Here is a 21836-nt window from a genome sequence, read left to right as displayed (position 1 = left end):
TTAGCGCCTGGCGTGTTAGCTTGGATGTTGAACAAATCTAATTCTCTTGAATTTGTTATTTTCCCAAACAAAATATGACACTCCTCTCAATTCTGTATTTTCGTTAATTGAACCAATCACTCTTAATAAGCTGCTGTCTTTTCGATATTCAACGATGTGGTTTTCGATATCTGGAGCAATATTAAAATTCTCAATAGAGTTTATGAAGTCGGAACTATATACATTCCCCGTTTTTGCATCGACGATAGCAGGCAGGCAAATTGCACCAGCTCCGCAGCCAACAAAAATAAGCGTGTAATGACCAGCAAAGTTTGGGCCAGTTTTTGCCCCCTCCCTGATTTTTGTTCTCATGTTTTTGAATGCAGGGCTTGTGCTGGTTTTTGGTAACGCTGGCTTGCCTTGAAAGATTTCAGTGACTACATAGCTTTCAAATTTTGGTGCATCCTGAGGTATGTCTAATGCTGTGATTGTTCCTTTGTCTGTTTCAACATGACTGTTATCGGCATTTGCCAACATTGGCATAATCAACAGCGCGACGACTGAAATGAATTTTTTCATAGGTTTTACAACTGAATAGATAAAAGTATGCGGGGTGATTGATGCCGTGCGTTCTCGCGTATTTCTGGTATGGCTGGCTTCATGTATCGCCGAGGCAGATATCCAGATCTCTCGCCGTTTGTAAGGTGTCACCATCAAGAGGTACTCCCTTCATCCTGCCCGCAACGTCTTCGAGTGCGACGTAATTCACGTTCGGGAATGCTAGTGCCACCATGATGCCTGAGTGACCTTCATCCAGAGCACGTACTGCCGCAGTACCAAAGCGCAGGGCAGATATGCGGTCAAATGCCGTCGGGCTGCCACCACGGAGTAAATGGCCTAGCACGACTGCACGTGCTTCTTTACCGGTTTTTTGTTCCAGTTCCCGGGCAATTTTTTCACCTATCCCGCCGAGTCGCTCAACATAACCAGCGGTTGCTGTTTCCTGTATTTCCTGTTGTCCCTGGGTAGAAACGGCTCCTTCAGCTGCGATCACAATAGAGTAGTGATGACCGGCGCGGTCACGTGCGCTCAAATGTGCGGCGAGTTTGTCAATATCGTAGGCAATTTCAGGAATCAGTATTGCGTGGGCATTACTGGCAATCCCCGCATGTAGGGCGATCCACCCGGCGTAGCGTCCCATGACTTCGACCACCATGATGCGCTGATGGCTGGCAGCAGTGCTATGCAGACGATCCACACATTCAGTTGCAAATGCGACAGCCGTATCAAAGCCAAATGTGGTGAAGGTTTTGTCGAGATCGTTGTCAATGGTTTTTGGAACACCGACGACGCGCAATCCCTGCTGGTGCAAGGCATGGGCGATGGTCAGCGTGCCATCACCACCGATACACACCAGCGCATCAATCTGCCTCTGCTTGAGTGCTGCATGAATCTCTGATGTGCGATCCACTTCCTGTATGCTGCCGTCAGGCATCGTCGTGGCAAACTTCAGAGGATTTCCATGATTGGTCGTGCCAAGTATCGTACCGCCGAGATGACCTATATCTCTGACCTGTTCCGCATGAATGCGAAATATGCCATCCACAGGATAGCGGTCTGGCCGCAATATACCGTTGAATCCTTCACGTATGCCAAAGCATTCCCAACCCCGTTGTTCTGCGGCCAGTACGACGGCGCGGATGACAGCATTCAGACCTGGCGCATCACCGCCTCCTGTGCTGATGGCGATACGTTGGATGTTGCCTGTCATGATTTGCTTTCTGGCATTGAAGTGAAGAACGAAAACGAGCGTATGAGAAACGAGATAAGCACGGTGCGCTGATCAGCAACGTCAGCAACATCAGCGCATCGGTACATTTCTATCTCTGTGTATCTGAGATATCTGTATCTCAGCCGGTATAGGGAATGTATTCCATGCCATGAGAAATTTGTCCGATGACCTGGGCAATGTTTTCCTGACTCTCACTGAAGTTCACAAGAATATCCGCTCTGCTCGCACCCGCTGTGATTCTGCCATTCCAGTAGTCAAAGCCACTCTGATCGGGTGCACGGTGCAATACGTTCTGGTACAGAGCTGTCAGATAGGCCGCATCGGACAAATTAGCGCCATATAATTGTTTGAACTCAGCAGAGTTGATAAAGCCAGAAGCGACCTGTTTCAGATTTTCTGCTCCTGAGTCCAGATGTGATATCCAGTAACCAAGTCCGCCAGCGTCCGGGGTACGGTCAAAGGCCGCCTGATACAGTCGATATGCCTGACCTGCGTTACCGTCTTTATCAAGGGCGAAGGATTTGTCTGAAAATTGCAGGCGGTCGATGCCACTGAGTCCCACTACTTGTCCGGATATGTTGGTACCCTGCTTGGCGAAAGTAAGCGCATAGCCATAGTTGGTGACTGCGATCGTGAAATTCGACGATGCTGTTGCACTGCCTGGACCCATGTTCAGGGTATCAATCCCATCCCCGCCGATATAGATATCATTCCCAAAGCCGTAGAAAAAAATGTCATTACCAGCAGTGCCCGTCCAGGTATCGTTACCAAAGATGACTTTGTTTAAAAAATTATTGAGGTTACTCAGATTATCTGTTGCCTGTATCGAATAAGAAAAGCCGCTGATACTGTATTGCTCAATACCCTGACCATCTTTCATGCTGAACGACAAGAGTGTGCCACCGGTTGGCATGGCCGTGCCAGCGCTATAAGTCAGATTCGTCCCTGTCCATACCTGTTGGCTGTATTGTCCAATGAACGTTCCCGAGTTGGCGGTCTGGGTGACGTTGGTAGACATTTCGTTTTGTGTGGAGAAATAAAGACCGTTTCCGTTAACATGAATCGTTGCCATGTGTTGTCCTGGTGAAAATACTGAGCGAGTAAAAGAAGTTGTTGCCATAAAAGTTAATTAATGGCATTTAACTAATTTTAGTCTGATAATTTATACAGCGTATCTATATGTTCAATCAACTGGAAAGTGCGCGGTTGTGCGCATCACATGCCATTACTGGTGGGTATTTGGGTTGGAGTTACCAGCTTGATCCCGTTGATGCCGTTCAGATGCGCAACTTGTGACTCCAGTTGGCGCGCCACGTTGCCGCAGACCAGATCACACAACGCATAGATGGCTGGATCTGCAATGCGGTAGTACACGCTGATTCCCCGACCTTCCCGTATGACCATTCCCTGCTTGGCCAGTGTGGAAAGATGGCGTGACACATTAGCCTGTGAGCATGCACATTGCTCAGCCAGATCGCCGACGTTATATTCCTTGTTGCGCAGGCAGTTGAGTATGCGCAGTCGGGTCGGTTCTGCCAGTGCAGAAAAATAATGTGCGACCTGTATCAGTGCTTGATCCGAAAGTCCTTCCATGACAAATGACCATTTCTATACTAAAACCGACATCATATCCTGCCTGATGCTGTTCTGGTTTCAGGCACGTAATTTGAACGGGCTGAAGTTCGTATCCCGGTCATAATAATCCTCGTTTTCCTTACGTTTCAGGAAAGCGACCACCTTGTAGGTGAAGGGTGTCATCACGACTTCCCAGCCGGTTTTCAGGATGTATTGTGCAATCATCACGGTGACTAATTGTTTATCCGACCATATGCCATAAAACGCGATGATATAAAACAGGCTGGAATCGACCAGTTCACCACAGATGGTGGAGCCTATCGTACGAGTCCACAGATATTTGCCGCTGGTCGCAATCTTCATTTTCGCCAGCACATAGCTATTCACGAAACTGCCACACCAGAATGCCGTGACTGAACCGAGAATAATCCGTGGCGTGTTACCAAAGACAGCATCCAGATGCGTCTGGTATTCGCGGTTGAACGGATCGGCAGCGGGTGTCAGTGACAGCACAACAACCGACATCAGCGCGGCAAAAACCAGCGCGCCAAATCCTGCCCAGATTACCCGGCGGTCGCGTCCATAGCCATACACCTCGGTCAGTACATCACCAAAAATATACGAAATCGGAAAAAACAGTACGCCCGCACCAAAGGTCACAGTGCCAAGGAGGGGCAGTGTGACCTGAGCAGCTTTGGCAGCGCCGATCAGATTGGAACACAACAGCACCGTGACGAAGGCTGCCATCACAAAGTCGTAATATTTATAACGTGATACAGATGTCGTCATTTTCATGCTTTCTGAAAACAGGGAAGTCAGTGGTTACATGGGGTAATAGTCGCCAACAGGGGTGAAGGCTGCCGCTTTTGTCACTTGCTGCCTCTGGCGATGTATCTGATGCAGCTCTTGTTCACGATTGTAAACGGCAAATGTTGACTTTGCTGGCGCAGCCCTGTTTTGCCGGAAAAACATGCACCACCTGCTAAAATGAACACATCATCATTTCTTATTGAGCAACATGTGTCCCGCTCCCATCACTGTCCTTGTCCCGGTTGAGCAATTGTGCGTTGGTTTGTATGTACATCTGGATGTTGCCTGGTTAGACCATTCGTTTGCTCTGAACAGTTTTAAAATCAAGACCGAACAGGAAGTACAGGCCTTGCGCCAGTTGGGTTTGCAAAGCATACGCGTTAATCCTGCAAAGTCAGATTGCCGGCCGCTGGCGCCTGTGCCTCGCACAGAAGGTTCGCCAGTGTCGGTGGAAATCGCTCAGCCCAGCCCCGAAGAAATGGAAAAAATCCGTGAAAAGAAAGCCAGGATTGAGCGACTGATTAAGGAGCGTGATGCGATCGCAGAATGTGAGAAACAACTGGCAAAGGTGGCCGGAACCTTAAAAAACATCACGAAAAATCTGTTTTCACGCCCACAAGAGGCTATCGCCAGTGCCGACCAACTGGTGCAGCAAATGGTGGAATCCTTGCTGGTCGATAAGAATATCGCTATTCACCTGATGAATGACAAAATCGCCGGGGAAGAGACTTATTATCATTCCTTGAATACGGCAGTCCTGACGATGATGATGGGTAAGGAACTGGGGTTTGCGGCATCGGATATTAAATTGCTGGGCATGGGGTGTCTGTTTCATGACATCGGTAAAATCGAAATTCCGGACCGGATTGTCAATAAAGCATTTGAACTCACGCGTGCTGAACAAAACCTGTTGCAACAACATTGTCACTACGGGAAGCAGATTGCGGAAAAAATCGCTCTACCCAAACCGGTGATCGATATCATCATGCAGCATCACGAATACAGCGATGGCACGGGGTATCCACAACATCTGAAGGCGGATGCTATTTCTCCGCTGGCCAGAATCGTTGCGATTACCAATACTTACGATAACTTGTGTAACCGGCCCAATCCTGTAGATTCCTTATCGCCGTTTGAAGCCATGGCACACATGTTTGGACACATGCGCAAGCAGTTTGACTTAACGGCGTTGAATCTGTTTATCCGCTGCATGGGTGTTTATCCGCCGGGAACGATCGTCCGTTTGTCAGACGGCACGTTTGGGATGGTGATTGCCGTCAATTCCAGCAAGCCCCTGCGCCCGAGTGTGTTAATTTACGACCCTGTCGTTCCTAAAAACGAAGCAATTATTGTCGATTTATTGCACGAACCCATCCTGGAAATTACTGCCAGCCTCAAGCCTGCACAATTGCCTGCCGAGATTTATGATTACCTGAGTCCGCGCAAACGCATGACGTATTTCTTTGATGTCGATAAAGGTGCAGCGCGCAATACGGCCTGAGTCCACTCGCTGGTAAGTTTAGGCTGACGGTAACGACGCGATCAGATCAGCAAAGCGTTGACCCTGTATCATGATGTGGCTGCGTAGCAGGTTGGCCGTGGCCTCCCCATCCCCGCTGATAATCGCTTTGACGACACCATCATGTTCATGGAACGATGTTTTAACGCGATCCCTGACCCGTAGCTGCAAACGGCGATATGGCCGCAAGCGGCGATGCAGGTTCATGGCTTGTTGCGATAAAAACGTATTGTGGCTGCCGCTGTAAATCAGGCCATGAAACACTTCATTCTTATAAAAATACTCATCTGGGTCGTCGGCATCTCTTGCTGTCATACAGTCATCGTGCGCTGCCTGTAATGCGGTCTGTTCATCTTTGGACATGCGGCGTGCCGCCATACGACCGCACATAGCCTCAAATTCTGCCATCACTTCAAACATTTCAACGAGTTGCTGAGCGCTGATCGTGGCGACTTGTGCCCCCCGGCGCGGGCGCATCTCGATAATCCCCATGGACGCCAGCTGTATCAGGGCTTCGCGGATGGGCGTGCGGGAAACGCCAAAGCGTGCCGCCAATTCGGTTTCATCCAGATGATGCCCCGGCGGTAATTGCCCAATCGCAATCAGTTCTTCTATTTCTTCACGCAGGCTGGTGGAACGATTTTTCATTATTTTTCTTCACTACAAAAATTTTGCATACGCACAGTATATATTCAAGTTGACTTTGAATGCAAAATACGCGATCTTGTATACAAGAAAAAAGATTCAGCATACTTAAAGGCGATATCGCCAAGAGATATGCACAAAAAAGCGGGCAATGACCTCGCCATATTTAGCAAATCCTTAGGAGCCAGCATGCATCAATTCAACAGAAGACGCGTTTTACAGACACTCAGCCTCGCACCACTGATGTCTTTGTCCCCGCTCACAGCATGGGCGCAGGCACAAACCTTGAAAATTTCGCATCAGTTTCCGGGCGGAACCCTGGAGGAAGGCGATTTCCGTGACCGCTTGTGCCGCATGTTTGCGGCGGAAGTGCAAAAGCGCAGTAACGGCAGTCTGAAGTTCGAAATTTATCCTGGTTCATCACTGATGAAAACCAATGCACAGTTTTCTTCCATGCGTAAGGGCGCCTTGGATTTGTCGCTGGTACCGTTGTCCTATGCCGGTGGCGAAGTGCCGGAAGTCAATATTGGGCTGATGCCGGGTCTGGTGCCATCTTACGAGGTTGGTGCTGCCTGGAAAACTGCCGAAGTAGGCAAGGAACTCAACAAGCTGTTGCTGGATAAAGGTATTGTCATCGTCAGCTGGGTCTGGCAAGCCGGTGGTGTGGCATCTCGTACCAAGGCTGTGGTGGATCCGGATGATGTCAAAGGCATGAAAATCCGTGGTGGTTCGCGCGAGGTGGATCTGGTGTTGAAGGCTGCTGGGGCAGCGGTGGTGTCACTGCCATCGAACGAAATTTATGCCGCAATGCAGACGGGTGCGATGGAAGCTGCGATGACATCGTCGACTTCCCTGATTTCTTTCCGTCTCGAAGAAGTATCAAAATTCCTGACCAGTGGTCGTGGTCAGAGTTACTGGTATATGTTTGAACCACTGATGATGTCGAAAGCGATTTTTGACAAGCTGACCAAGGAGCAGCAAAACATCATCATGACAGTCGGTGCTGATCTGGAAGCCTTTGCGATCAAGGCCGCCAAGCAGGATGATGTAGCGGTTGCCAATGTCTACGAAAAGAAAGGCGCAAAAGTCGTCGATCTGAATGCCGCTACTGTGAAAAAATGGCAGGCGATTGCCCGTGCTACGGCGTGGAAAGACTATGCCGATAAAAATGATAACTGTGCCAAATTACTGAAAATGGCGGAGAAATTATTATGAGCCACGGTTTCGAACTGAAACCGGCAAAAGGACCACAGCTGCCGGATAATGCGACAGTGGGTATGCTGGCAAGGATGTTGAACTGGCTCAACCAGATGATCGTGCGTATTTCTATGGTGGCGATGCTGCTGACCGCCATGATTCTGACTTACTCCGTGGTCACCCGTTATTTGTTCAAAATCCCGACCGACTGGCAGGATGAGGCTTCTGTTTTCATGTTGATTGGCGTAACGTTTTTTTCTGCTGCTTATGTGCAATCGTATCGTGGACATATCGGTATTGAAGTGCTGTCATCGATTTTGCCAAAAGCCATTAATCGTTTACGTTTACTGATGGTCGATGTGATCAGCGCAGCGTTCTGCTCTTTTTTCTCCTGGAAATCCTGGACGCTGTTCCACGAAGCATGGGTTGATGGACAGACCACGTCATCCACATTTGCACCACCCTTATGGATACCGTACGCCATGATGGCGGCGGGAATGACACTCTTGTCTTTGCAGATCGTAACGCAGGTACTGGCAAGCGTCACCGCCAAGCGAGGTGCAGCATGAGTCCATTAACCTTGGGTGTTTTATACGGTATCGTTACTCTGGTGGTCATGTTTTCCGGTATGCCGATTGCATTTGCACTGGGCGTGGTGGCGACCGGTTTCATGTATTTTTTCATGCCTGCCGCCTCATTGGATACGATCACGCAAAATGTCTATGAAGAAATGGCATCGATTACCTTGTTGTCGATTCCCTTATTTATCTTAAAAGGAGCGGCGATAGGCAAGTCTCCGGCAGGACGGGATTTGTATTCTGCGATTCATGCCTGGTTACATAAAGTGCCTGGTGGTCTTGGTATTGCCAACGTATTCGCCTGTGCGATGTTCGCAGCGATGGCAGGTTCTTCTCCGGCAACCTGCTCGGCCATTGGTTCTGCTGGTATTCCGGAAATGCGCAGGCGCGGTTATTCACCAGGGTTTGCGGCGGGTATTATCGCTGCAGGTGGCACGCTGGGGATTTTATTGCCACCCTCGATTACGATGATTTTGTACGCGGTTGCAGCTGAACAATCACTTGGACGCCTGTTTCTGGCCGGTATTGGCCCAGGTGTCTTGCTAGTACTGTTATTTGCTGGCTATGCGGTGTACCGTGCCCGTCGTGAATATGCGATGGCATACCAGGCTTATCAGCAGCACGGTACGGCGTCAGCGTATCTGGAGGAAGAGCATTTTACGCTGGCACAAAAAGTAGAGATGTTGCCCCGCGTTTTGCCGTTTGTTATTTTGCTGATCGGTGTGATGGTCGCATTGTATGGTGGCTATGCCACACCATCAGAAACAGCCGGACTTGGTGCGCTTATGGCGATGGGCTTGATTGCCGTGGTCTATAAAGTCTGGAAACCGGCGGATATTTCCCCATTCATCACATCAACCATCAAAGAATCGACGATGCTGTTATTCATCATCGGCATGTCGTTGCTATATTCGTATGTCATGAGTTATCTGCATATCAGCCAATCGGCGGCGCAGTGGGTGGTGGATCTGCATTTAAGCAAATGGATGCTACTGAGTGTGATCTTGCTGATGGTGGTGGTATTTGGATTTTTTCTGCCACCGGTGTCGATCATCCTGATGATGTGTCCTATTATTCTGCCGCCATTGAAGGTCGCTGGTTTTGATCTGATCTGGTTTGGCGTGGTGATGACCATCGTGATGGAAATGGGCTTGATACATCCTCCGGTCGGGTTGAATATTTTTGTCATCAAAAATATTGCACCGGATATTCCGCTCAAGGAAATCGTCTGGGGAGTCATGCCTTTCTTGTTGCTGATGTTGGTAGCGGTGATTCTGTTGTGCGTGTTTCCGCAGATCGCTACCGCATTTCCTGATATGTTAATGGGAGTGAAATAATGGCGCCATCAGGTCGCTGGAACACCTTGCAAACCAATCGCCAGCAGCGTTTGCAGCGTGCAATACAGGTGCTGGGCGATGATTTGCAGGGGACGGTGTTGCCCGCTGGCCGTCTCAGAGATTTACTACATGCAGTGTTGGAAAGCGGGGATCGCGTTTGCCTGGAAGGAAACAATCAGAAGCAGGCAGATTTTTTGGCGAAAATCCTGACCCAGCTTGATCCCGCGCGCGTTCATGACCTGCATATTCTGCAATCCGTACTGGCGTTGCCGGAACATCTGGATATATTCGAGAACGGTATTGCATCCAAACTGGATTTTTCTTTTTCGGGTCCGCAGGCGACGCGTCTGGCTAAACTGGCTTCGGCTGGCAAACTCAATATCGGTGCGATACATACCTATCTGGAACTGTATGCCCGCTACTTCATCGACCTGACTCCCCGCGTGGCGCTGGTGGCGGCGCAGGCTGCCGACCGGCAGGGTAATTTATACACTGGCCCCAATACCGAAGACACGCCGACGATTGTGGAAGCCACTGCGTTTAAATCCGGGATCGTGATTGCGCAGGTCAATGAAATCGTCGATGTTTTGCCACGGGTGGATATTCCGGCTGACTGGGTCAATTTTGTGGTGCCCGCACCTACGCCACATTACATAGAGCCTTTGTTTACCCGTGATCCGGCACTGATTTCCGAGATACAGGTATTGATGGCGATGATGGCCATCAAGGGAATTTATGCCGAATACGAAGTCCGTCGCCTGAATCACGGTATCGGGTTTGATACGGCGGCCATAGAATTACTGCTGCCGACGTATGCAGCATCGTTGGGCCTGAAAGGAAAAATTGCCAGTCACTGGGCGCTCAATCCACATCCGGCGCTGATTCCTGCGATCGAAGCAGGTTTTGTCGAATCAGTGCATTCGTTTGGCTCTGAGCTGGGGATGGAAGACTATATCCGGGCTCGTCCTGATATATTTTTTGTGGGTGCTGATGGCTCCATGCGGAGTAACCGTGCACTGAGCCAGGCGGCTGGGCATTATGCCTGCGATATGTTTATCGGTTCTACTTTGCAGATTGATTTGCAAGGCAATTCCTCTACTGCCACATTGGGACGCATTGCCGGTTTTGGGGGGGCGCCGAATATGGGCGCAGATGCTCGCGGACGTCGCCATGCCAGTCCGGCGTGGCTGAAGGCCGGTCGTGAGGCGCGTCAGGGTAAAAACACCATTCCCCGCGGACAAAAGCTGGTGGTGCAGATGGTAGAGACTTTCCGCGAACACATGCAGCCCGCGTTTGTCGAGACACTTGATGCCTGGCAACTGGCCGAACAGGCGAAGATGGCGATTCCACCGGTCATGATCTATGGCGACGATGTGACGCATATTCTGACGGAAGAAGGGATTGCCAATCTGTTGCTGTGCCGTACCGACGAGGAGCGCGAGCAGGCTATTCGCGGCGTTGCAGGATATACGCCAGTGGGGCTTGGTCGTGATAAACGTATGGTGGAAAACCTGCGCGATCGCGGCATTATCCGTCGCGCAGAAGACATGGGAATCGACAAGCGCGATGCCACCAGAGATTTGTTGGCGGCAAAAAACATGAAAGATTTGGTCCGCGCATCGGAAGGTCTGTATCAGCCACCGAAACGCTTCAGAAATTGGTAAGGAGAGATATGGAAACGCTGGTATTTCGTTTTGAGCAGGGTCAACGCAGAATTCCTACTGCTGCGCAGCTCGTTGGCGTCGTCAGTTCCGGCAATCTGGAAGTCCTCGTCAGCAGGGCAGAGTTGCAGGCGGCCTGCGAGATTGAGGTCAATACGGCTGCGATAGGATTTGCACCGATCTGGCAGGCAGTGATGGACGATTTTCAGGCACGCTGGCAATTGGCTGATGTGCGCATTGCCATCAATGACATGGGGGCCACACCGGCGGTCGTCAGCCTGAGGCTGGATCAGGCCATCGAAGCTTGTCTGGAGTCAGCCCCATGAGCAGCTATCTGGAAGCCACGGCGCGCCAGCGCATTCATGCAGGGATCGATGATTTTCATGAAATCCTGCCACCATCGCCAGCATGGACCAGCCCGCATCTGCCTCAATTGAATGCGCCGGTATCGTTTGATGATGGCGTGATCATCGGTACAGGATATCTTGATGGTCAGCGGGTATTTGCTGCTGCGCAGGAAGGCGGCTTCATGGGCGGCGCGGTGGGTGAAGTCCACGGCGCCAAGCTCGTTGGGCTGATGCGCAAAGCTGTGCTGGAAAAACCTGCGGCAGTGATCTTGCTGGCAGAGTCAGGCGGTGTGCGTTTGCATGAAGCCAATGCCGGGCTGATCGCTGTTTCTGAGGTCATGCGCGCACTATTCGATGTGCGGGCGGCGGGTATTCCGGTGATAGTCATCAATGGTGGCAGCAATGGTTGTTTTGGTGGCATGGGCATCGTTGCACGCTGCGCCAATGTGGTCATCATGTCGGAAGAGGCACGTCTTGCCATGTCAGGTCCGGAAGTCATAGAAACAGCCAACGGCGTGGAAGAGTTCGATGCCAAAGACCGCGCGCTGGTATGGCGGACAACCGGCGGCAAGCATCGCTATCTGATGGGGGATTGTCAGGCGCTGGTGGCAGACGATATTGCCGCTTTCAGGCAAGCCACTATCGCAGCGCTGAGTGCGTTGAGTGTTCTGAATATCTCAGATGCGCAGAGTCATCGTTCAGCCGCGCTCAGTCTTGCAGCACTGGAGGCAGAACAACACATGCTGGAACAACGTCTGGAACGTACCGCCCATCTGCGCGAGCCATTGGATATCTGGACAGCGATGGGTGTGCCACAGGCAGATAAAGTCGCCATGATGGAAGCGGCGGAATTTGTCGCCATGGCGGATGCGCTGACTGGACTATCAGCAGATACGCCGGTCGCAGGCGAGCAATTACAGGGAGCGGTGTGATGGATTGGAGAACACTGGCAGGACAGTTATTTCCAGAAGGGTACCAGATCAGTGAACAAGCATCTGTCCTGACGGGAACTGCGCAGATGGATGGACAAACGATCAGCGTCATAGGAACGACAGATCACACGCCGATTGGTGTGGAAATCGCGCTGGATCAGGCGCGTGCGGTATTGGCCACGGTACGTGAACATCCGCAGCGACCGATATTATTGCTGGTAGATACGGTAGGACAACGCTTACGACATCGTGATGAAATGCTCGGAATCAACAGCTATATGGCGCATCTGGGCAAATGCATAGAACTGGCGCGGCAATCCGGGCATAAGATCATTGCCTTGGTTTATGATCAGGCACTGTCAGGTGGCTTTATCACCAGCGGGATGATGGCGGATGCCTGCTATGCCTTGCCAGAGGCCACGATACGCGTGATGGGGTTGCCAGCGATGGCCCGGATTACCAAAGTACCTGAAGAAAAATTGACTGAGCTGGCGCAAGCAAATCCGGTATTTGCGCCGGGACCGAAAAATTATGAACGTATGGGTGGCGTACAATCCATCTGGGAACAGGATCTTGCCGCCGAACTGATCGCCGCTTTTGCCAGCGCCACTCCACAAGACCGGCGCATGCAGACCGGCGCCGAACGCGGTGGACGTCTGATGGCAGAGCGCGTCGTGCAGGCGGTATTGCAGGCACCAGTGTTATCGGGTTGATCGCTGAAGATCATCTCAGGACTGACGCCTCCTGAATGTAAGTACATGTATAAAAAGGCTTTACCGAATTGAACCAGACCGAACAATTTCAGCGCCATGATCTGGTATGGCTTTCTGCTCAGGCATGGGACGCGATCATGGCTGGGCAGCCGCCGCATCACGACCGTTTTATGGCGGTTTTTCAGTGCTGGCAGCAGCAGGAGTGGCCAGCGGTGGTACGTCGCAGGGATGCAGCAGCTGGCGATGATGAAGTCTGCATCGGTTTTGCTTTACCGCCGCAGGATGGCTATAAGCCTAAGGTGGCCGCTACCGTAAAAATAGCGCATATCCTCGAACATCAGTCAGCCTTGTCGCTCAATAGCGTGATCAATGCGGCTCCGGCACCATGGCAGGAAACGCTGCGCCAGTTACAAATCGAAGCCAGCGTCGCCGGTATCCGCTTCCGTGTGTATGGCTCACTGGCGATGCAGTTTCTGACGGGCCAAACCTATATCGGTGCAAGTTCAGATGTGGACTTATTGTTTCGTCCCCAGGATCAGGAACATCTGGTGACTGGTCTCGCATTGCTGGTGCAGTATCAGAAACAGATGGCATTGGATGGAGAAATTATTTTCCCGCAGGATCAAGCGGTTGCCTGGAAAGAATGGTTGTTGTCCGATAGCGTGCTCGATCCGGACAATCATCAGAAAGTGCTGGTAAAAGACCTGCAACAGGTTCGATTGATGGAAAAGCGCGATCTGATTCATACACTGGCCATTAGTGCTTAGTATGCGTTGCATGCTAAGGATACATCGAGCGGTCGGGCAGCCTGGTCAGATTCAGCAGCTTAGGTAACTTAAGTAGCCTGAGTAAGTGAAAGTGGATACAGCGAACAACGCGGATAGCGTAGATAGCGCAGATAGCGCAGATAGCGCAGATAGCATGACGAACAGCGAGGCTTTTTTTGATGCATGATCCTACACTGTCCAGCGGCAGATATGCGGCAACACTGATGCCATCAGATCGATTAATAAATACATCGATCAATACATCAGTGAATAGGGCGATGACTATCCGGCAGAACCACCGCACGTCGGAACCTGACACTGCGGGGCGATATTCAGAGCAGCATATACAGCAAAATACACAACTACATACACAGCAGCATTTGCTGGCATTACACATGGCGCGACTGGCGCTGCGTAGCCTGCATGCAGAACTGGTGTTGTACCCAAAGCCGGGTCTGGTATCTCTGCGTGATAACGGCAGCCATACAGACATGAATGCCGAAACTTTCATGCGTAGCTTGTTTTCTTTGCGTCATTACTTTAAAGCGATGGCGATGGCGGGAATACGGCAGGCGGAATTTACCGAATTAAAACAACTCGGCATTCAGGCAGAGCAACGCATGTTGATCGCTACAGCCGGCATCAATACGCATCGCGGTGCTATTTTTGCGCTTGGCATGTTGTGCGCGGCAAGTGCTACGCATCTTGCCCACTTCGCCGGCACTGTCGATGCATCGGCAGTGCGCCAGACCTTGCTGCATTATTGGGGCGACGCGCTGCTGAAACATACTGTGGTAAAGGGCGAACCCGGCACGGTATCCGGCGCTAGCCACGGCCAGCAGGTTGCGCGCCAGTTCGCTGCGAGTGGCGCCAGAGAGGAAGCGGCACTGGGTTTTCCTTCCGTGTTCGAATTAGCGTTACCGCGCTTGCATCTGAGCTTGCATCAAGGTCGCAGTTTGCCGCAGGCGCAGGTGGATAGTTTGTTTTTGCTGATGGCGCATATCAGTGACACCAATCTCTATCATCGTGGCGGCGCCGAGGGTGTTGCGTTTACCCGCACCGTGGCTGGCGGATTTTTACAGCGCGGCGGAACAGCGCAACCTGACTGGATGGCACAGGCCGAGCATTGTCATCAGGAATTTATTGCCAGACGTCTTTCTCCCGGCGGCGCCGCCGATTTACTGGCAGCGACTTGTTTTGTGTATTTTGTTGAGCAGTATGCTGTGAATGGAATGATCTGATGTCAGCGTTTGCCATTCTTTGTCCCGGGCAAGGCGCACAGCACGCGCAGATGTTCGCGCTGGCGCAGACCCACAGCGTTGCCCATCGGATGTTGCTGGACATGGATCAGCATGGTTGGCTTGGGGAGTCCCTGACGGCGGTGCTGTCCTCTGACACGGCGATGTTTTCCAATGTGTTGGCGCAACCGCTGATTGTTGCGGCAACACTGGCGAACTGGCTGGCATTAGGTACAGCATTGCCGCCACCAGATCTGATTGCCGGTTACAGCATAGGCGAGCTGGCGGCACATGGTGTCAGCGCTGCTTTGACGCCGGAGGTGGCGATCAGGCTGGCAGCTGATCGCGCTCGTTGTATGCAGGCTTGCGTCAATGCCGGCATGCCTCATCGCATGCTGGCGGTTTCTGGTATTTCTCGTGCAGCGATGAGCAAGCTGCTTGCAGGATCGGGCGTGCATATCGCCATCGTGAATGGCGAAACCCAGATGATTCTGGCGGGTTTGGCGACGGATGTTGAAGCGCTGATGCCACTATTGCAAGCGCAACGGGTGCGTGGCTTGCTGCTAACGCCATTGCCAGTATCCATCGCATCCCACACACCGCTGATGATCTCAGCCGCAGAGGATTTCCGGCAGCATCTGGCGACAAGCGAATTTCTTCCTGCGACTACTGGCGTGCTCGCTGGTGTGAATGCCAGTAAAGTCTTCAGCCCGGCATCTGCCAGAGCGACCTTGCTGGCGCAATTGACGCAGGTGATTGAGTGGCAGGAATGTATGGATCAATTGAATGAGGCTGGGATCAGGTATGCACTTGAACTGGGACCAGGCTCAGCGCTATCGAAAATGCTGCAAGCCAGACATCCGCATATTGCCTGTCGTTCAGTCGATGATTTTCGTAGTACGCAAGGGGTGATTGACTGGGTTCACCGTCAGGCGCAGCGTGATTGAACAAGTAGGCAGGTAAGTAGGTACGCAATAACAAGCAGGGGAATATCAACGCAGTCATTGGCAATACCGGTATCAGTAATGATGATGCCACATCAATAATAAATATCACAGGAGACATCCATGAATCAAAAAACTATCAAGATCAGTGTCATTTCATCTCTGTTATTCGCCATCAGTATGAATCTGGCGGTACATGCCGCAGAGCGTTTGCCGACCATACCACCGGCGCAATATACCGAAGAGCAGAAAAAAGCCGCCGAGGAATTTCTGGCGACGCGCAAAGTTCCGGTATTTGGGCCGTTTGAACCGCTGATGCACAGCCCGCAAGTCATGAGCCAGGCACGGGCGATGGGGGATTATCTGCGTTACCAGTCAGCGCTGGGGACGACGCTGAGCGAGTTGGTAATCCTGATTACGGCACGCGAATGGTCGCAGGATTTTGAATGGTACGTACATCAGCCGATTGCGATTAAAGCGGGTATCAAGGCAGAGATTACAGCCGCGATTGCAGACGGACGGCGGCCAACGGGTATGAGTGAAGATGAAGAGATCGTTTACGATTTCTCGGTTGAACTACATAAAAACAAACGGGTTTCTGATGTGACGTTTGCCCGTGCGGAAAAACGCTTTGGCAAAAAGGGAGTGGTTGATCTGACGGGGATCAATGCCTATTACACTTTGCTGGCGATGCAGATGAATGTGGCGCAATATCAGGTGCCGAAAGACTTTAAAAAACTGCCGCGCTTCCCGGAGCAATAATCTGCTTGTTTCGTACTATCGACGATATCAATATTGTCAGTAGTGTTCGATAGATGACGGGCGCAAAAAAAGCGAGGGACATGCCTCGCTTTTTTTATCTGTCATTCAGAACGTTCAATGCTACTGATGCACCATTCATGCTGGTTATCAGATATTGATCAGATGTGTATCAGACGATACCCGTAGTCAGATGTGCACGCTGCCGCAGATCAGTAACGACGACGTGGCTGACCACCGCCACCGCTGTGTTTTTCTATATGACGGAAAGTGATACGACCTTTGCTCAGATCGTAAGGAGACATTTCCAGTGTCACTTTGTCACCCGCCAGAATGCGGATGTGATGCTGACGCATTTTGCCTGAAGTATAGGCAATCAACTGGTGACCATTTTCCAGGTTCACGCGAAAGCGGGAATCCGGCAAGACTTCTTCAACCATACCGCTCATTTCCAATAATTCTTCTTTTGCCATTGTGTTTTCACATTCCTAATAAGGTGTTGCGCTGCCAGACATCCGGCATTGCTATCTCACGGATGAAACATCATCCGTGTGAGAAATAAGGCTGATCGTGCCAGTAATCAGTGATGCTGTTGCTCTCATCCGTTCGTTTTGCCGGAATTACGCAAATGGCCAGGGCTGAGATAAGTGATGTAAGCTGATCCAGTCGGCGTATTGCAGTGCGCTGTCGCAGTGCGCGGATCAACTGAAGTAATGATCAACATGCTTACATCAACATGCATGACCAGGAATCGCCAGAAAATGGAAACACGTCAAATGGCAATAACGGATTGGGTACTTTGCCGTGTTTTTGTTTGTCTTTAGTTAACGCTTACTGAGATGATAGAGCACATGACAGCGGAGTGGAACATATCGGACATCTGTTTGACACTGGGTCAGTTTGACCCGTGAAATTGGATTATACCGCGATGTGGACATTTATCTGCATTTATCCACGTTTTATTCCCCCACTATGCTCATTTATTCCCATCTATACGCGAACTCCGGTTCGATGGCGACGCATCAACATGAGGGAAAATAAGAGTTCAATACTATGTTGACGTCGCTTCTGGCGGGCTTTAATGGCGAAACGACGGCGATTGGCACGCTGTTTCCGGCAGTGGCAGAGGCGTTGGACTCAACACCAAGCCAGGAAGGGTAAAAATATTGATCAGGCATGGAATAAACCTCGTCATGTTGGCGTATACCCATAAGCAGGCCCCCTGATACATGAATGATGACAAGAGCCATGCTTTCTGCGCGAAGTGTGGCCTCTCTGATTTATATCCAATCTATACGGAGATATGATGAAAATTTCTACTTTGATATTGAGTTTGATGACGACGCTGTGCATCACCACGCTGGTATATGCAGCTGATGTGCCGGTGAAAAAATCCGGAGATATTCTGGTCAGCCAGGACGGACTGAGCTTATATACGTTCGATAAAGATGTGGCGGGCAGTGGTAAGAGTGCCTGCGTCGATGCTTGTGTCGGTTTGTGGCCCATATTGACCGCTGCACCAGATGCGACAGCGCAGGGAGATTATTCTGTGATTGTCCGCGATGATGGTACTAAGCAGTGGGCTTACAAGGGCAAGCCACTCTATTTTTTCTCCAAGGATAAACAGCCGGGCGATCGTAGTGGCGATAATGTGAAAGAAATCTGGCATGTTGTCCGCAACTGATATCGTTCCCAAGGTGTGATGTGAGCGATCTGCCCGACATCGCAACGCTGATGCATGATTGCCTGCCACGCCTGCGCCGTTATGCACGGGCGCTGGTGGCAGACAAAACGCTGGCCGACGATCTGGTACAGGATACGCTGGAACGCGCCTGGCAAAAGCGCCAGCAATGGCAGCCAGAGCGGGAGATGCGCGCCTGGTTGTTTGGCATTATGCATAATCTGCATATCAGCCAATTACGCCAGGGCAGTCTGGCGCTGGTGGAGCTTGAGGATGCCGATACCAGCGCTACTTCGTCCATGTTGACGACACGTGCCACGCAGACCGACAGGCTGGAAGTGCGTGATCTGCACACCGCATTGCAGCGGCTGCCACGCGAACAGCGTGCAATATTGCTTTTGGTGTCGCTGGAACAGATGGGATATCAGGACATTGCCAGCGTGCTCGATATTCCTCTGGGAACCGTCATGTCGCGCCTGAGCCGCGGCCGGGAACGATTGCGTATGCTGATGGAGGATGGCATTGCTGCGCAGACAGCCGCACCCGCCGTCACTCCTTTGCCTACATTAAAGGTTGTGAAATGACTTTGCCTTCTTTTTCTGAAAGCGACTTGCATGCGTATGTGGACAAGCGCTTGTCCCCGGAGCGTAGCCAGGAGCTGGAGCGTTGGCTGGAAGAACATCCACATGAACAGCAGCGCGTGCGCACCTATCAGGCACAAGCCGAGGGTTTGCATCAGCTGTTTGATGCCGTACTGGATGAGCCTGTGCCAGCGGCTTTACAGCAAGTATGTCTGGCGAAGACAACTGGTACCCAAAACACGCATCAACACCGTTCTGTTCTCTGGTCCTGGCAAGGCATTGCCGCCGGACTGATGTTTGCAGTACTATTTTCTGCTGGCGGCGGCATCGTCGGCTGGAACTGGCACGAGCACCGCACCGTGCTCGCGGCGCAGGAACAACAACGCCGGTCGGACAACAGCAATGACAGTCTGCCACATCGTGCCGCCATTGCCCACGTGGTGTACACGCCGGACGTCCGGCGTCCGGTAGAGGTCAGTTCTGATCAGGAAGAGCAATTGGTCAAATGGCTATCGAAACGTCTTGGCAGCAGCTTGAAACCACCCAAACTCAGTAGTAAAGGTTTTGATCTGGTCGGTGGGCGCCTGTTACCTGGTACGACGGGGCCGGTCGCTCAATTTATGTACCAGAATGCCGCTGGACTTCGTCTGACCTTATACGCCTCGAATGAAAACAAGCATCACAAAGATACCGGTTTTCGTTACATGAAAGAGGGGCAAGTCAGCGTGTTTTACTGGATTGATGGCGAGTTCGGTTATGCCTTGTCCGGCAATATCGACAAGGCTGAATTATCACAACTGTCCCTGCTGGTATTTGATCAATTGCAGACACCGCATCCGATTCCTGCATCACGTTAGTGGTTACTGGCGAGTAGTTCCAGTTAACTAGTGACTAGCTATAGGAGCACGTCATCGGTCATGCATGTTGATTCGTTCAGCTGCGACGCTGAAGCGATGGAACATACAGACTTGCTGGTCAAAAAAAAGCCCCGGTCAAATTCCGGGGATTTTTGTCTTTGCCTCAGCACTTGCGCATTATTGCCAGTCTCTGGCATAGCGCGAAGCGATCAGCTTAACGATGTACCTTTATACGCTTTTAACGTCTGTTCCGACGCCATGTGCTTGCTGATCCGCGTGATAGGAACTACGTACCATCGCGCCGACTGCGGCGTGGGCGAAGCCCATTTTGTAGGCTTCTTCTTCGTACATCTTGAACACGTCTGGATGCACATAACGACGCACAGGCAAGTGGTGACCGCTCGGTGCGAGATACTGGCCGATAGTCAGCATGTCGACGTTGTTGGCGCGCATGTCGCGCATGACTTGTAGCACTTCTTCGTCGGTTTCGCCCAGACCGACCATGATGCCGGATTTGGTTGGTACGTCCGGATGCTGCTCTTTGAAGCGTTTCAAGAGGCTCAGCGAGTATTCGTAATCGGAACCGGGACGGGCTTCTTTATACAGGCGTGGTGCGGTTTCGAGATTGTGATTCATCACATCCGGCGGTGCCATGTTCAGGATATCGAGGGCACGATCCATACGGCCACGGAAATCCGGGGTCAGGATTTCAATCCGGGTCATTGGTGAGAGTTCGCGGATTTTGGCGATACATTCGGCAAAGTGTGCCGCGCCGCCATCGCGCAGATCATCGCGGTCAACCGAGGTGATGACAACGTAGCTGAGTTTCAGGTCTGCAATAGTTTTTGCCAGATTCAGTGGTTCGTCCACGTCCAGTGGATCAGGGCGGCCATGACCGACGTCGCAGAATGGGCAGCGGCGTGTACATTTATCACCCATGATCATGAAGGTCGCTGTGCCTTTGCCGAAGCATTCTCCGATATTCGGGCAGGAAGCTTCTTCGCAGACGGTGACGAGCTTGTTGGCGCGCAGGATGTCTTTGATTTCGTAGAAGCGGGTCGTTGGTGAGCCAGCTTTAACGCGGATCCAGTCTGGCTTGGGCAGGCGTTCCATCGGTACGATTTTGATGGGGATGCGCGCGGTTTTACTGGCGCCTTTCTGTTTTTCGGTCGGGTCGTAAGTGGCTGCGCTGGTAGCGGCATCGCCGGAGGAAACAGTGGTATTTTCGGTTGTCATGATATGAAGCGGTATCGAAAAATCAGGAGGCAGTCAAAAGTTCTTGTAAATTCTTTGCGAGGGCATGCTGTACTTCAGCGAGGGTGACGCTGACGCCCAGAGTATTCATGTCCACAGTAGCGAGTCCGGCATAGCCGCAGGGGTTGATCCAGGAAAAAGGTGCCAGATCCATTGTTACATTGAGTGAAACACCGTGATAGGTACAGCCATTGCCGCGCACTTTGAGACCCAGCGCGGCGATTTTGGCGCCTTTCCAGTCGCCATTGCTGACATAAATCCCCGGCGCGCCTTGTTTTCGCTCGCTGTCCAGATTATACGCTGCCAGTGTATTAATGACCGACTGTTCTATTTTGTGGACGAATTCGCGCGCAAATAGCCGGGCTTTAGGATGGCTGCGGCGTAAATCCATCAGCAGGTAAATCACGACCTGCCCCGGACCGTGGTAGGTGACTTCGCCACCCCGGTCGGTTTGCACGACGGGAATATCGTGTGCCGCCAGTACATGTGACTGATCGGCCCCCAGACCCAGCGTGAAGACGGGTGGGTGTTCTACGATCCAGAATTCGTTGGGGGTCTGTTCTGTGCGCGCATCGGTAAAGGCGCGCATGGCGTCAAACGTGAGCTGATAAGGCTCAATGCCACGGTGCACGATACGCGGGAGGGTCGAAGGTGTAGAAGCTGCTTGCAT

Annotated in this window: 24 protein-coding genes; 15 read left to right on the top strand and 9 right to left on the bottom strand. The window is 51.5% G+C overall.

Annotated features, from left to right (window positions below; genetic code table 11):
• Window positions 1-15 precede the first annotated feature (15 nt).
• The 5 genes from ACO0LB_RS11870 to ACO0LB_RS11850 form a co-directional block, all read right to left on the bottom strand.
• Complete coding sequence (locus ACO0LB_RS11870; RefSeq protein ID WP_423049306.1) at window positions 16-558, bottom strand: hypothetical protein; 543 nt, start codon at window positions 556-558, stop codon at window positions 16-18.
• Between the two features lie 79 nt (window positions 559-637).
• Window positions 638-1750 carry a 6-phosphofructokinase gene (locus ACO0LB_RS11865; RefSeq protein WP_423049305.1) on the bottom strand — a complete coding sequence of 371 codons (1113 nt, stop codon included), beginning with the start codon at window positions 1748-1750 and terminating at the stop codon, window positions 638-640.
• A 139-nt stretch (window positions 1751-1889) separates the two neighbouring features.
• Entirely contained in the window at window positions 1890-2843 is a 954-nt protein-coding gene (locus ACO0LB_RS11860) for a DUF4214 domain-containing protein (protein WP_423049304.1), read from the bottom strand.
• Window positions 2844-2986: 143 nt separating this feature from the next.
• Window positions 2987-3364, bottom strand: coding sequence for an ArsR/SmtB family transcription factor (locus tag ACO0LB_RS11855; protein ID WP_423049303.1), 378 nt, complete (start codon window positions 3362-3364; stop codon window positions 2987-2989).
• Window positions 3365-3424: 60 nt separating this feature from the next.
• Window positions 3425-4135 (bottom strand): queuosine precursor transporter, encoded by a 711-nt coding sequence (locus tag ACO0LB_RS11850; protein ID WP_423049302.1) that lies wholly within the window; start codon window positions 4133-4135, stop codon window positions 3425-3427.
• A 229-nt stretch (window positions 4136-4364) separates the two neighbouring features.
• Here ACO0LB_RS11850 and ACO0LB_RS11845 point away from each other — a divergent pair, with 229 nt between their 5' ends.
• The gene (locus ACO0LB_RS11845) at window positions 4365-5657 is read left to right on the top strand and encodes an HD-GYP domain-containing protein (protein WP_423049301.1); all 1293 of its coding nucleotides are present in this window, start codon (window positions 4365-4367) and stop codon (window positions 5655-5657) included.
• A gap of 18 nt (window positions 5658-5675) precedes the next feature.
• On the opposite strand, the gene ACO0LB_RS11840 is transcribed toward ACO0LB_RS11845, so the two are convergent.
• A complete protein-coding gene (locus tag ACO0LB_RS11840) occupies window positions 5676-6323 on the bottom strand; it encodes a GntR family transcriptional regulator (protein WP_423049300.1) in 648 nt (215 codons plus the stop codon).
• A 186-nt stretch (window positions 6324-6509) separates the two neighbouring features.
• Here ACO0LB_RS11840 and dctP point away from each other — a divergent pair, with 186 nt between their 5' ends.
• The 11 genes from dctP to ACO0LB_RS11785 all read left to right on the top strand — a co-directional run bounded on the left by dctP (window position 6510) and on the right by ACO0LB_RS11785 (window position 16796).
• The gene (gene dctP, locus ACO0LB_RS11835) at window positions 6510-7535 is read left to right on the top strand and encodes a TRAP transporter substrate-binding protein DctP (protein WP_423049299.1); all 1026 of its coding nucleotides are present in this window, start codon (window positions 6510-6512) and stop codon (window positions 7533-7535) included.
• Window positions 7532-8086 carry a TRAP transporter small permease gene (locus tag ACO0LB_RS11830; protein ID WP_423049298.1) on the top strand — a complete coding sequence of 185 codons (555 nt, stop codon included), beginning with the start codon at window positions 7532-7534 and terminating at the stop codon, window positions 8084-8086. Before dctP ends, ACO0LB_RS11830 begins: the two co-directional genes overlap by 4 nt.
• Entirely contained in the window at window positions 8083-9432 is a 1350-nt protein-coding gene (locus ACO0LB_RS11825; RefSeq protein WP_423049297.1) for a TRAP transporter large permease, read from the top strand. Before ACO0LB_RS11830 ends, ACO0LB_RS11825 begins: the two co-directional genes overlap by 4 nt.
• Complete coding sequence (mdcA, locus tag ACO0LB_RS11820; RefSeq protein WP_423049296.1) at window positions 9432-11096, top strand: malonate decarboxylase subunit alpha; 1665 nt, start codon at window positions 9432-9434, stop codon at window positions 11094-11096. Before ACO0LB_RS11825 ends, mdcA begins: the two co-directional genes overlap by 1 nt.
• 8 nt (window positions 11097-11104) lie before the next feature.
• Complete coding sequence (gene mdcC / locus ACO0LB_RS11815) at window positions 11105-11419, top strand: malonate decarboxylase acyl carrier protein (protein ID WP_423049295.1); 315 nt, start codon at window positions 11105-11107, stop codon at window positions 11417-11419.
• Entirely contained in the window at window positions 11416-12372 is a 957-nt protein-coding gene (locus ACO0LB_RS11810) for a biotin-independent malonate decarboxylase subunit beta (RefSeq protein WP_423049294.1), read from the top strand. Before mdcC ends, ACO0LB_RS11810 begins: the two co-directional genes overlap by 4 nt.
• Window positions 12372-13085, top strand: a complete 714-nt coding sequence (mdcE, locus tag ACO0LB_RS11805) for a biotin-independent malonate decarboxylase subunit gamma (RefSeq protein WP_423049293.1) — start codon at window positions 12372-12374, stop codon at window positions 13083-13085. Before ACO0LB_RS11810 ends, mdcE begins: the two co-directional genes overlap by 1 nt.
• A gap of 68 nt (window positions 13086-13153) precedes the next feature.
• On the top strand, window positions 13154-13852 hold the full coding sequence (gene mdcG / locus ACO0LB_RS11800; RefSeq protein WP_423049292.1) for a malonate decarboxylase holo-[acyl-carrier-protein] synthase: 699 nt from the start codon (window positions 13154-13156) through the stop codon (window positions 13850-13852).
• 278 nt (window positions 13853-14130) lie between these two features.
• Window positions 14131-15093: a triphosphoribosyl-dephospho-CoA synthase MdcB gene (gene mdcB / locus ACO0LB_RS11795; protein ID WP_423049291.1), complete on the top strand. Its 963-nt coding sequence runs from the start codon at window positions 14131-14133 to the stop codon at window positions 15091-15093.
• Window positions 15093-16037, top strand: coding sequence for an ACP S-malonyltransferase (locus ACO0LB_RS11790; protein ID WP_423049290.1), 945 nt, complete (start codon window positions 15093-15095; stop codon window positions 16035-16037). Before mdcB ends, ACO0LB_RS11790 begins: the two co-directional genes overlap by 1 nt.
• 177 nt (window positions 16038-16214) lie before the next feature.
• Window positions 16215-16796 carry a carboxymuconolactone decarboxylase family protein gene (locus tag ACO0LB_RS11785; RefSeq protein WP_423049389.1) on the top strand — a complete coding sequence of 194 codons (582 nt, stop codon included), beginning with the start codon at window positions 16215-16217 and terminating at the stop codon, window positions 16794-16796.
• Between the two features lie 209 nt (window positions 16797-17005).
• Here the strand turns inward: ACO0LB_RS11785 and infA are convergent, their stop codons facing one another.
• Entirely contained in the window at window positions 17006-17266 is a 261-nt protein-coding gene (gene infA / locus ACO0LB_RS11780) for a translation initiation factor IF-1 (protein ID WP_423049289.1), read from the bottom strand.
• Between the two features lie 830 nt (window positions 17267-18096).
• Here infA and ACO0LB_RS11775 point away from each other — a divergent pair.
• From ACO0LB_RS11775 to ACO0LB_RS11765, 3 genes are read left to right on the top strand one after another with little or no spacing between them, the layout of a single operon-like run.
• On the top strand, window positions 18097-18477 hold the full coding sequence (locus tag ACO0LB_RS11775; protein WP_423049288.1) for a hypothetical protein: 381 nt from the start codon (window positions 18097-18099) through the stop codon (window positions 18475-18477).
• Window positions 18478-18527: 50 nt separating this feature from the next.
• Window positions 18528-19058: an RNA polymerase sigma factor gene (locus tag ACO0LB_RS11770; RefSeq protein ID WP_423049388.1), complete on the top strand. Its 531-nt coding sequence runs from the start codon at window positions 18528-18530 to the stop codon at window positions 19056-19058.
• Window positions 19055-19912, top strand: a complete 858-nt coding sequence (locus ACO0LB_RS11765; protein ID WP_423049287.1) for an anti-sigma factor family protein — start codon at window positions 19055-19057, stop codon at window positions 19910-19912. The genes ACO0LB_RS11770 and ACO0LB_RS11765 overlap by 4 nt, the downstream gene beginning before the upstream one ends.
• A 228-nt stretch (window positions 19913-20140) precedes the next feature.
• On the opposite strand, the gene lipA is transcribed toward ACO0LB_RS11765, so the two are convergent.
• Window positions 20141-21148 carry a lipoyl synthase gene (gene lipA / locus ACO0LB_RS11760; protein ID WP_423049286.1) on the bottom strand — a complete coding sequence of 336 codons (1008 nt, stop codon included), beginning with the start codon at window positions 21146-21148 and terminating at the stop codon, window positions 20141-20143.
• Window positions 21149-21170: 22 nt separating this feature from the next.
• Window positions 21171-21836 (bottom strand): lipoyl(octanoyl) transferase LipB, encoded by a 666-nt coding sequence (gene lipB / locus ACO0LB_RS11755; protein WP_423049285.1) that lies wholly within the window; start codon window positions 21834-21836, stop codon window positions 21171-21173.

The sequence above is a fragment of the Undibacterium sp. SXout7W genome (assembly GCF_049339385.1).
GTDB lineage: Bacteria > Pseudomonadota > Gammaproteobacteria > Burkholderiales > Burkholderiaceae_D > Undibacterium.
The sequence above is the reverse complement of the archived record's forward strand: the minus strand, read 5'-3'. Positions and strand labels throughout refer to the sequence as shown.

Bases quoted from the DNA above. Each gene is read 5' to 3' on its own strand.
- ACO0LB_RS11870 (WP_423049306.1), bottom strand. From the start codon at position 558: ATGAAAAAATTCATTTCAGTCGTCGCGCTGTTGATTATGCCAATGTTG.
- ACO0LB_RS11865 (WP_423049305.1), bottom strand. From the start codon at position 1,750: ATGACAGGCAACATCCAACGTATCGCCATCAGCACAGGAGGCGGTGAT.
- ACO0LB_RS11860 (WP_423049304.1), bottom strand. From the start codon at position 2,843: ATGGCAACGATTCATGTTAACGGAAACGGTCTTTATTTCTCCACACAA.
- ACO0LB_RS11855 (WP_423049303.1), bottom strand. From the start codon at position 3,364: ATGGAAGGACTTTCGGATCAAGCACTGATACAGGTCGCACATTATTTT.
- ACO0LB_RS11850 (WP_423049302.1), bottom strand. From the start codon at position 4,135: ATGACGACATCTGTATCACGTTATAAATATTACGACTTTGTGATGGCA.
- ACO0LB_RS11845 (WP_423049301.1), top strand. From the start codon at position 4,365: ATGTGTCCCGCTCCCATCACTGTCCTTGTCCCGGTTGAGCAATTGTGC.
- ACO0LB_RS11840 (WP_423049300.1), bottom strand. From the start codon at position 6,323: ATGAAAAATCGTTCCACCAGCCTGCGTGAAGAAATAGAAGAACTGATT.
- dctP (WP_423049299.1), top strand. From the start codon at position 6,510: ATGCATCAATTCAACAGAAGACGCGTTTTACAGACACTCAGCCTCGCA.
- ACO0LB_RS11830 (WP_423049298.1), top strand. From the start codon at position 7,532: ATGAGCCACGGTTTCGAACTGAAACCGGCAAAAGGACCACAGCTGCCG.
- ACO0LB_RS11825 (WP_423049297.1), top strand. From the start codon at position 8,083: ATGAGTCCATTAACCTTGGGTGTTTTATACGGTATCGTTACTCTGGTG.
- mdcA (WP_423049296.1), top strand. From the start codon at position 9,432: ATGGCGCCATCAGGTCGCTGGAACACCTTGCAAACCAATCGCCAGCAG.
- mdcC (WP_423049295.1), top strand. From the start codon at position 11,105: ATGGAAACGCTGGTATTTCGTTTTGAGCAGGGTCAACGCAGAATTCCT.
- ACO0LB_RS11810 (WP_423049294.1), top strand. From the start codon at position 11,416: ATGAGCAGCTATCTGGAAGCCACGGCGCGCCAGCGCATTCATGCAGGG.
- mdcE (WP_423049293.1), top strand. From the start codon at position 12,372: ATGGATTGGAGAACACTGGCAGGACAGTTATTTCCAGAAGGGTACCAG.
- mdcB (WP_423049291.1), top strand. From the start codon at position 14,131: ATGACTATCCGGCAGAACCACCGCACGTCGGAACCTGACACTGCGGGG.
- ACO0LB_RS11790 (WP_423049290.1), top strand. From the start codon at position 15,093: ATGTCAGCGTTTGCCATTCTTTGTCCCGGGCAAGGCGCACAGCACGCG.
- ACO0LB_RS11785 (WP_423049389.1), top strand. From the start codon at position 16,215: ATGAATCTGGCGGTACATGCCGCAGAGCGTTTGCCGACCATACCACCG.
- infA (WP_423049289.1), bottom strand. From the start codon at position 17,266: ATGGCAAAAGAAGAATTATTGGAAATGAGCGGTATGGTTGAAGAAGTC.
- ACO0LB_RS11775 (WP_423049288.1), top strand. From the start codon at position 18,097: ATGATGAAAATTTCTACTTTGATATTGAGTTTGATGACGACGCTGTGC.
- ACO0LB_RS11770 (WP_423049388.1), top strand. From the start codon at position 18,528: ATGCATGATTGCCTGCCACGCCTGCGCCGTTATGCACGGGCGCTGGTG.
- ACO0LB_RS11765 (WP_423049287.1), top strand. From the start codon at position 19,055: ATGACTTTGCCTTCTTTTTCTGAAAGCGACTTGCATGCGTATGTGGAC.
- lipA (WP_423049286.1), bottom strand. From the start codon at position 21,148: ATGACAACCGAAAATACCACTGTTTCCTCCGGCGATGCCGCTACCAGC.
- lipB (WP_423049285.1), bottom strand. From the start codon at position 21,836: ATGCAAGCAGCTTCTACACCTTCGACCCTCCCGCGTATCGTGCACCGT.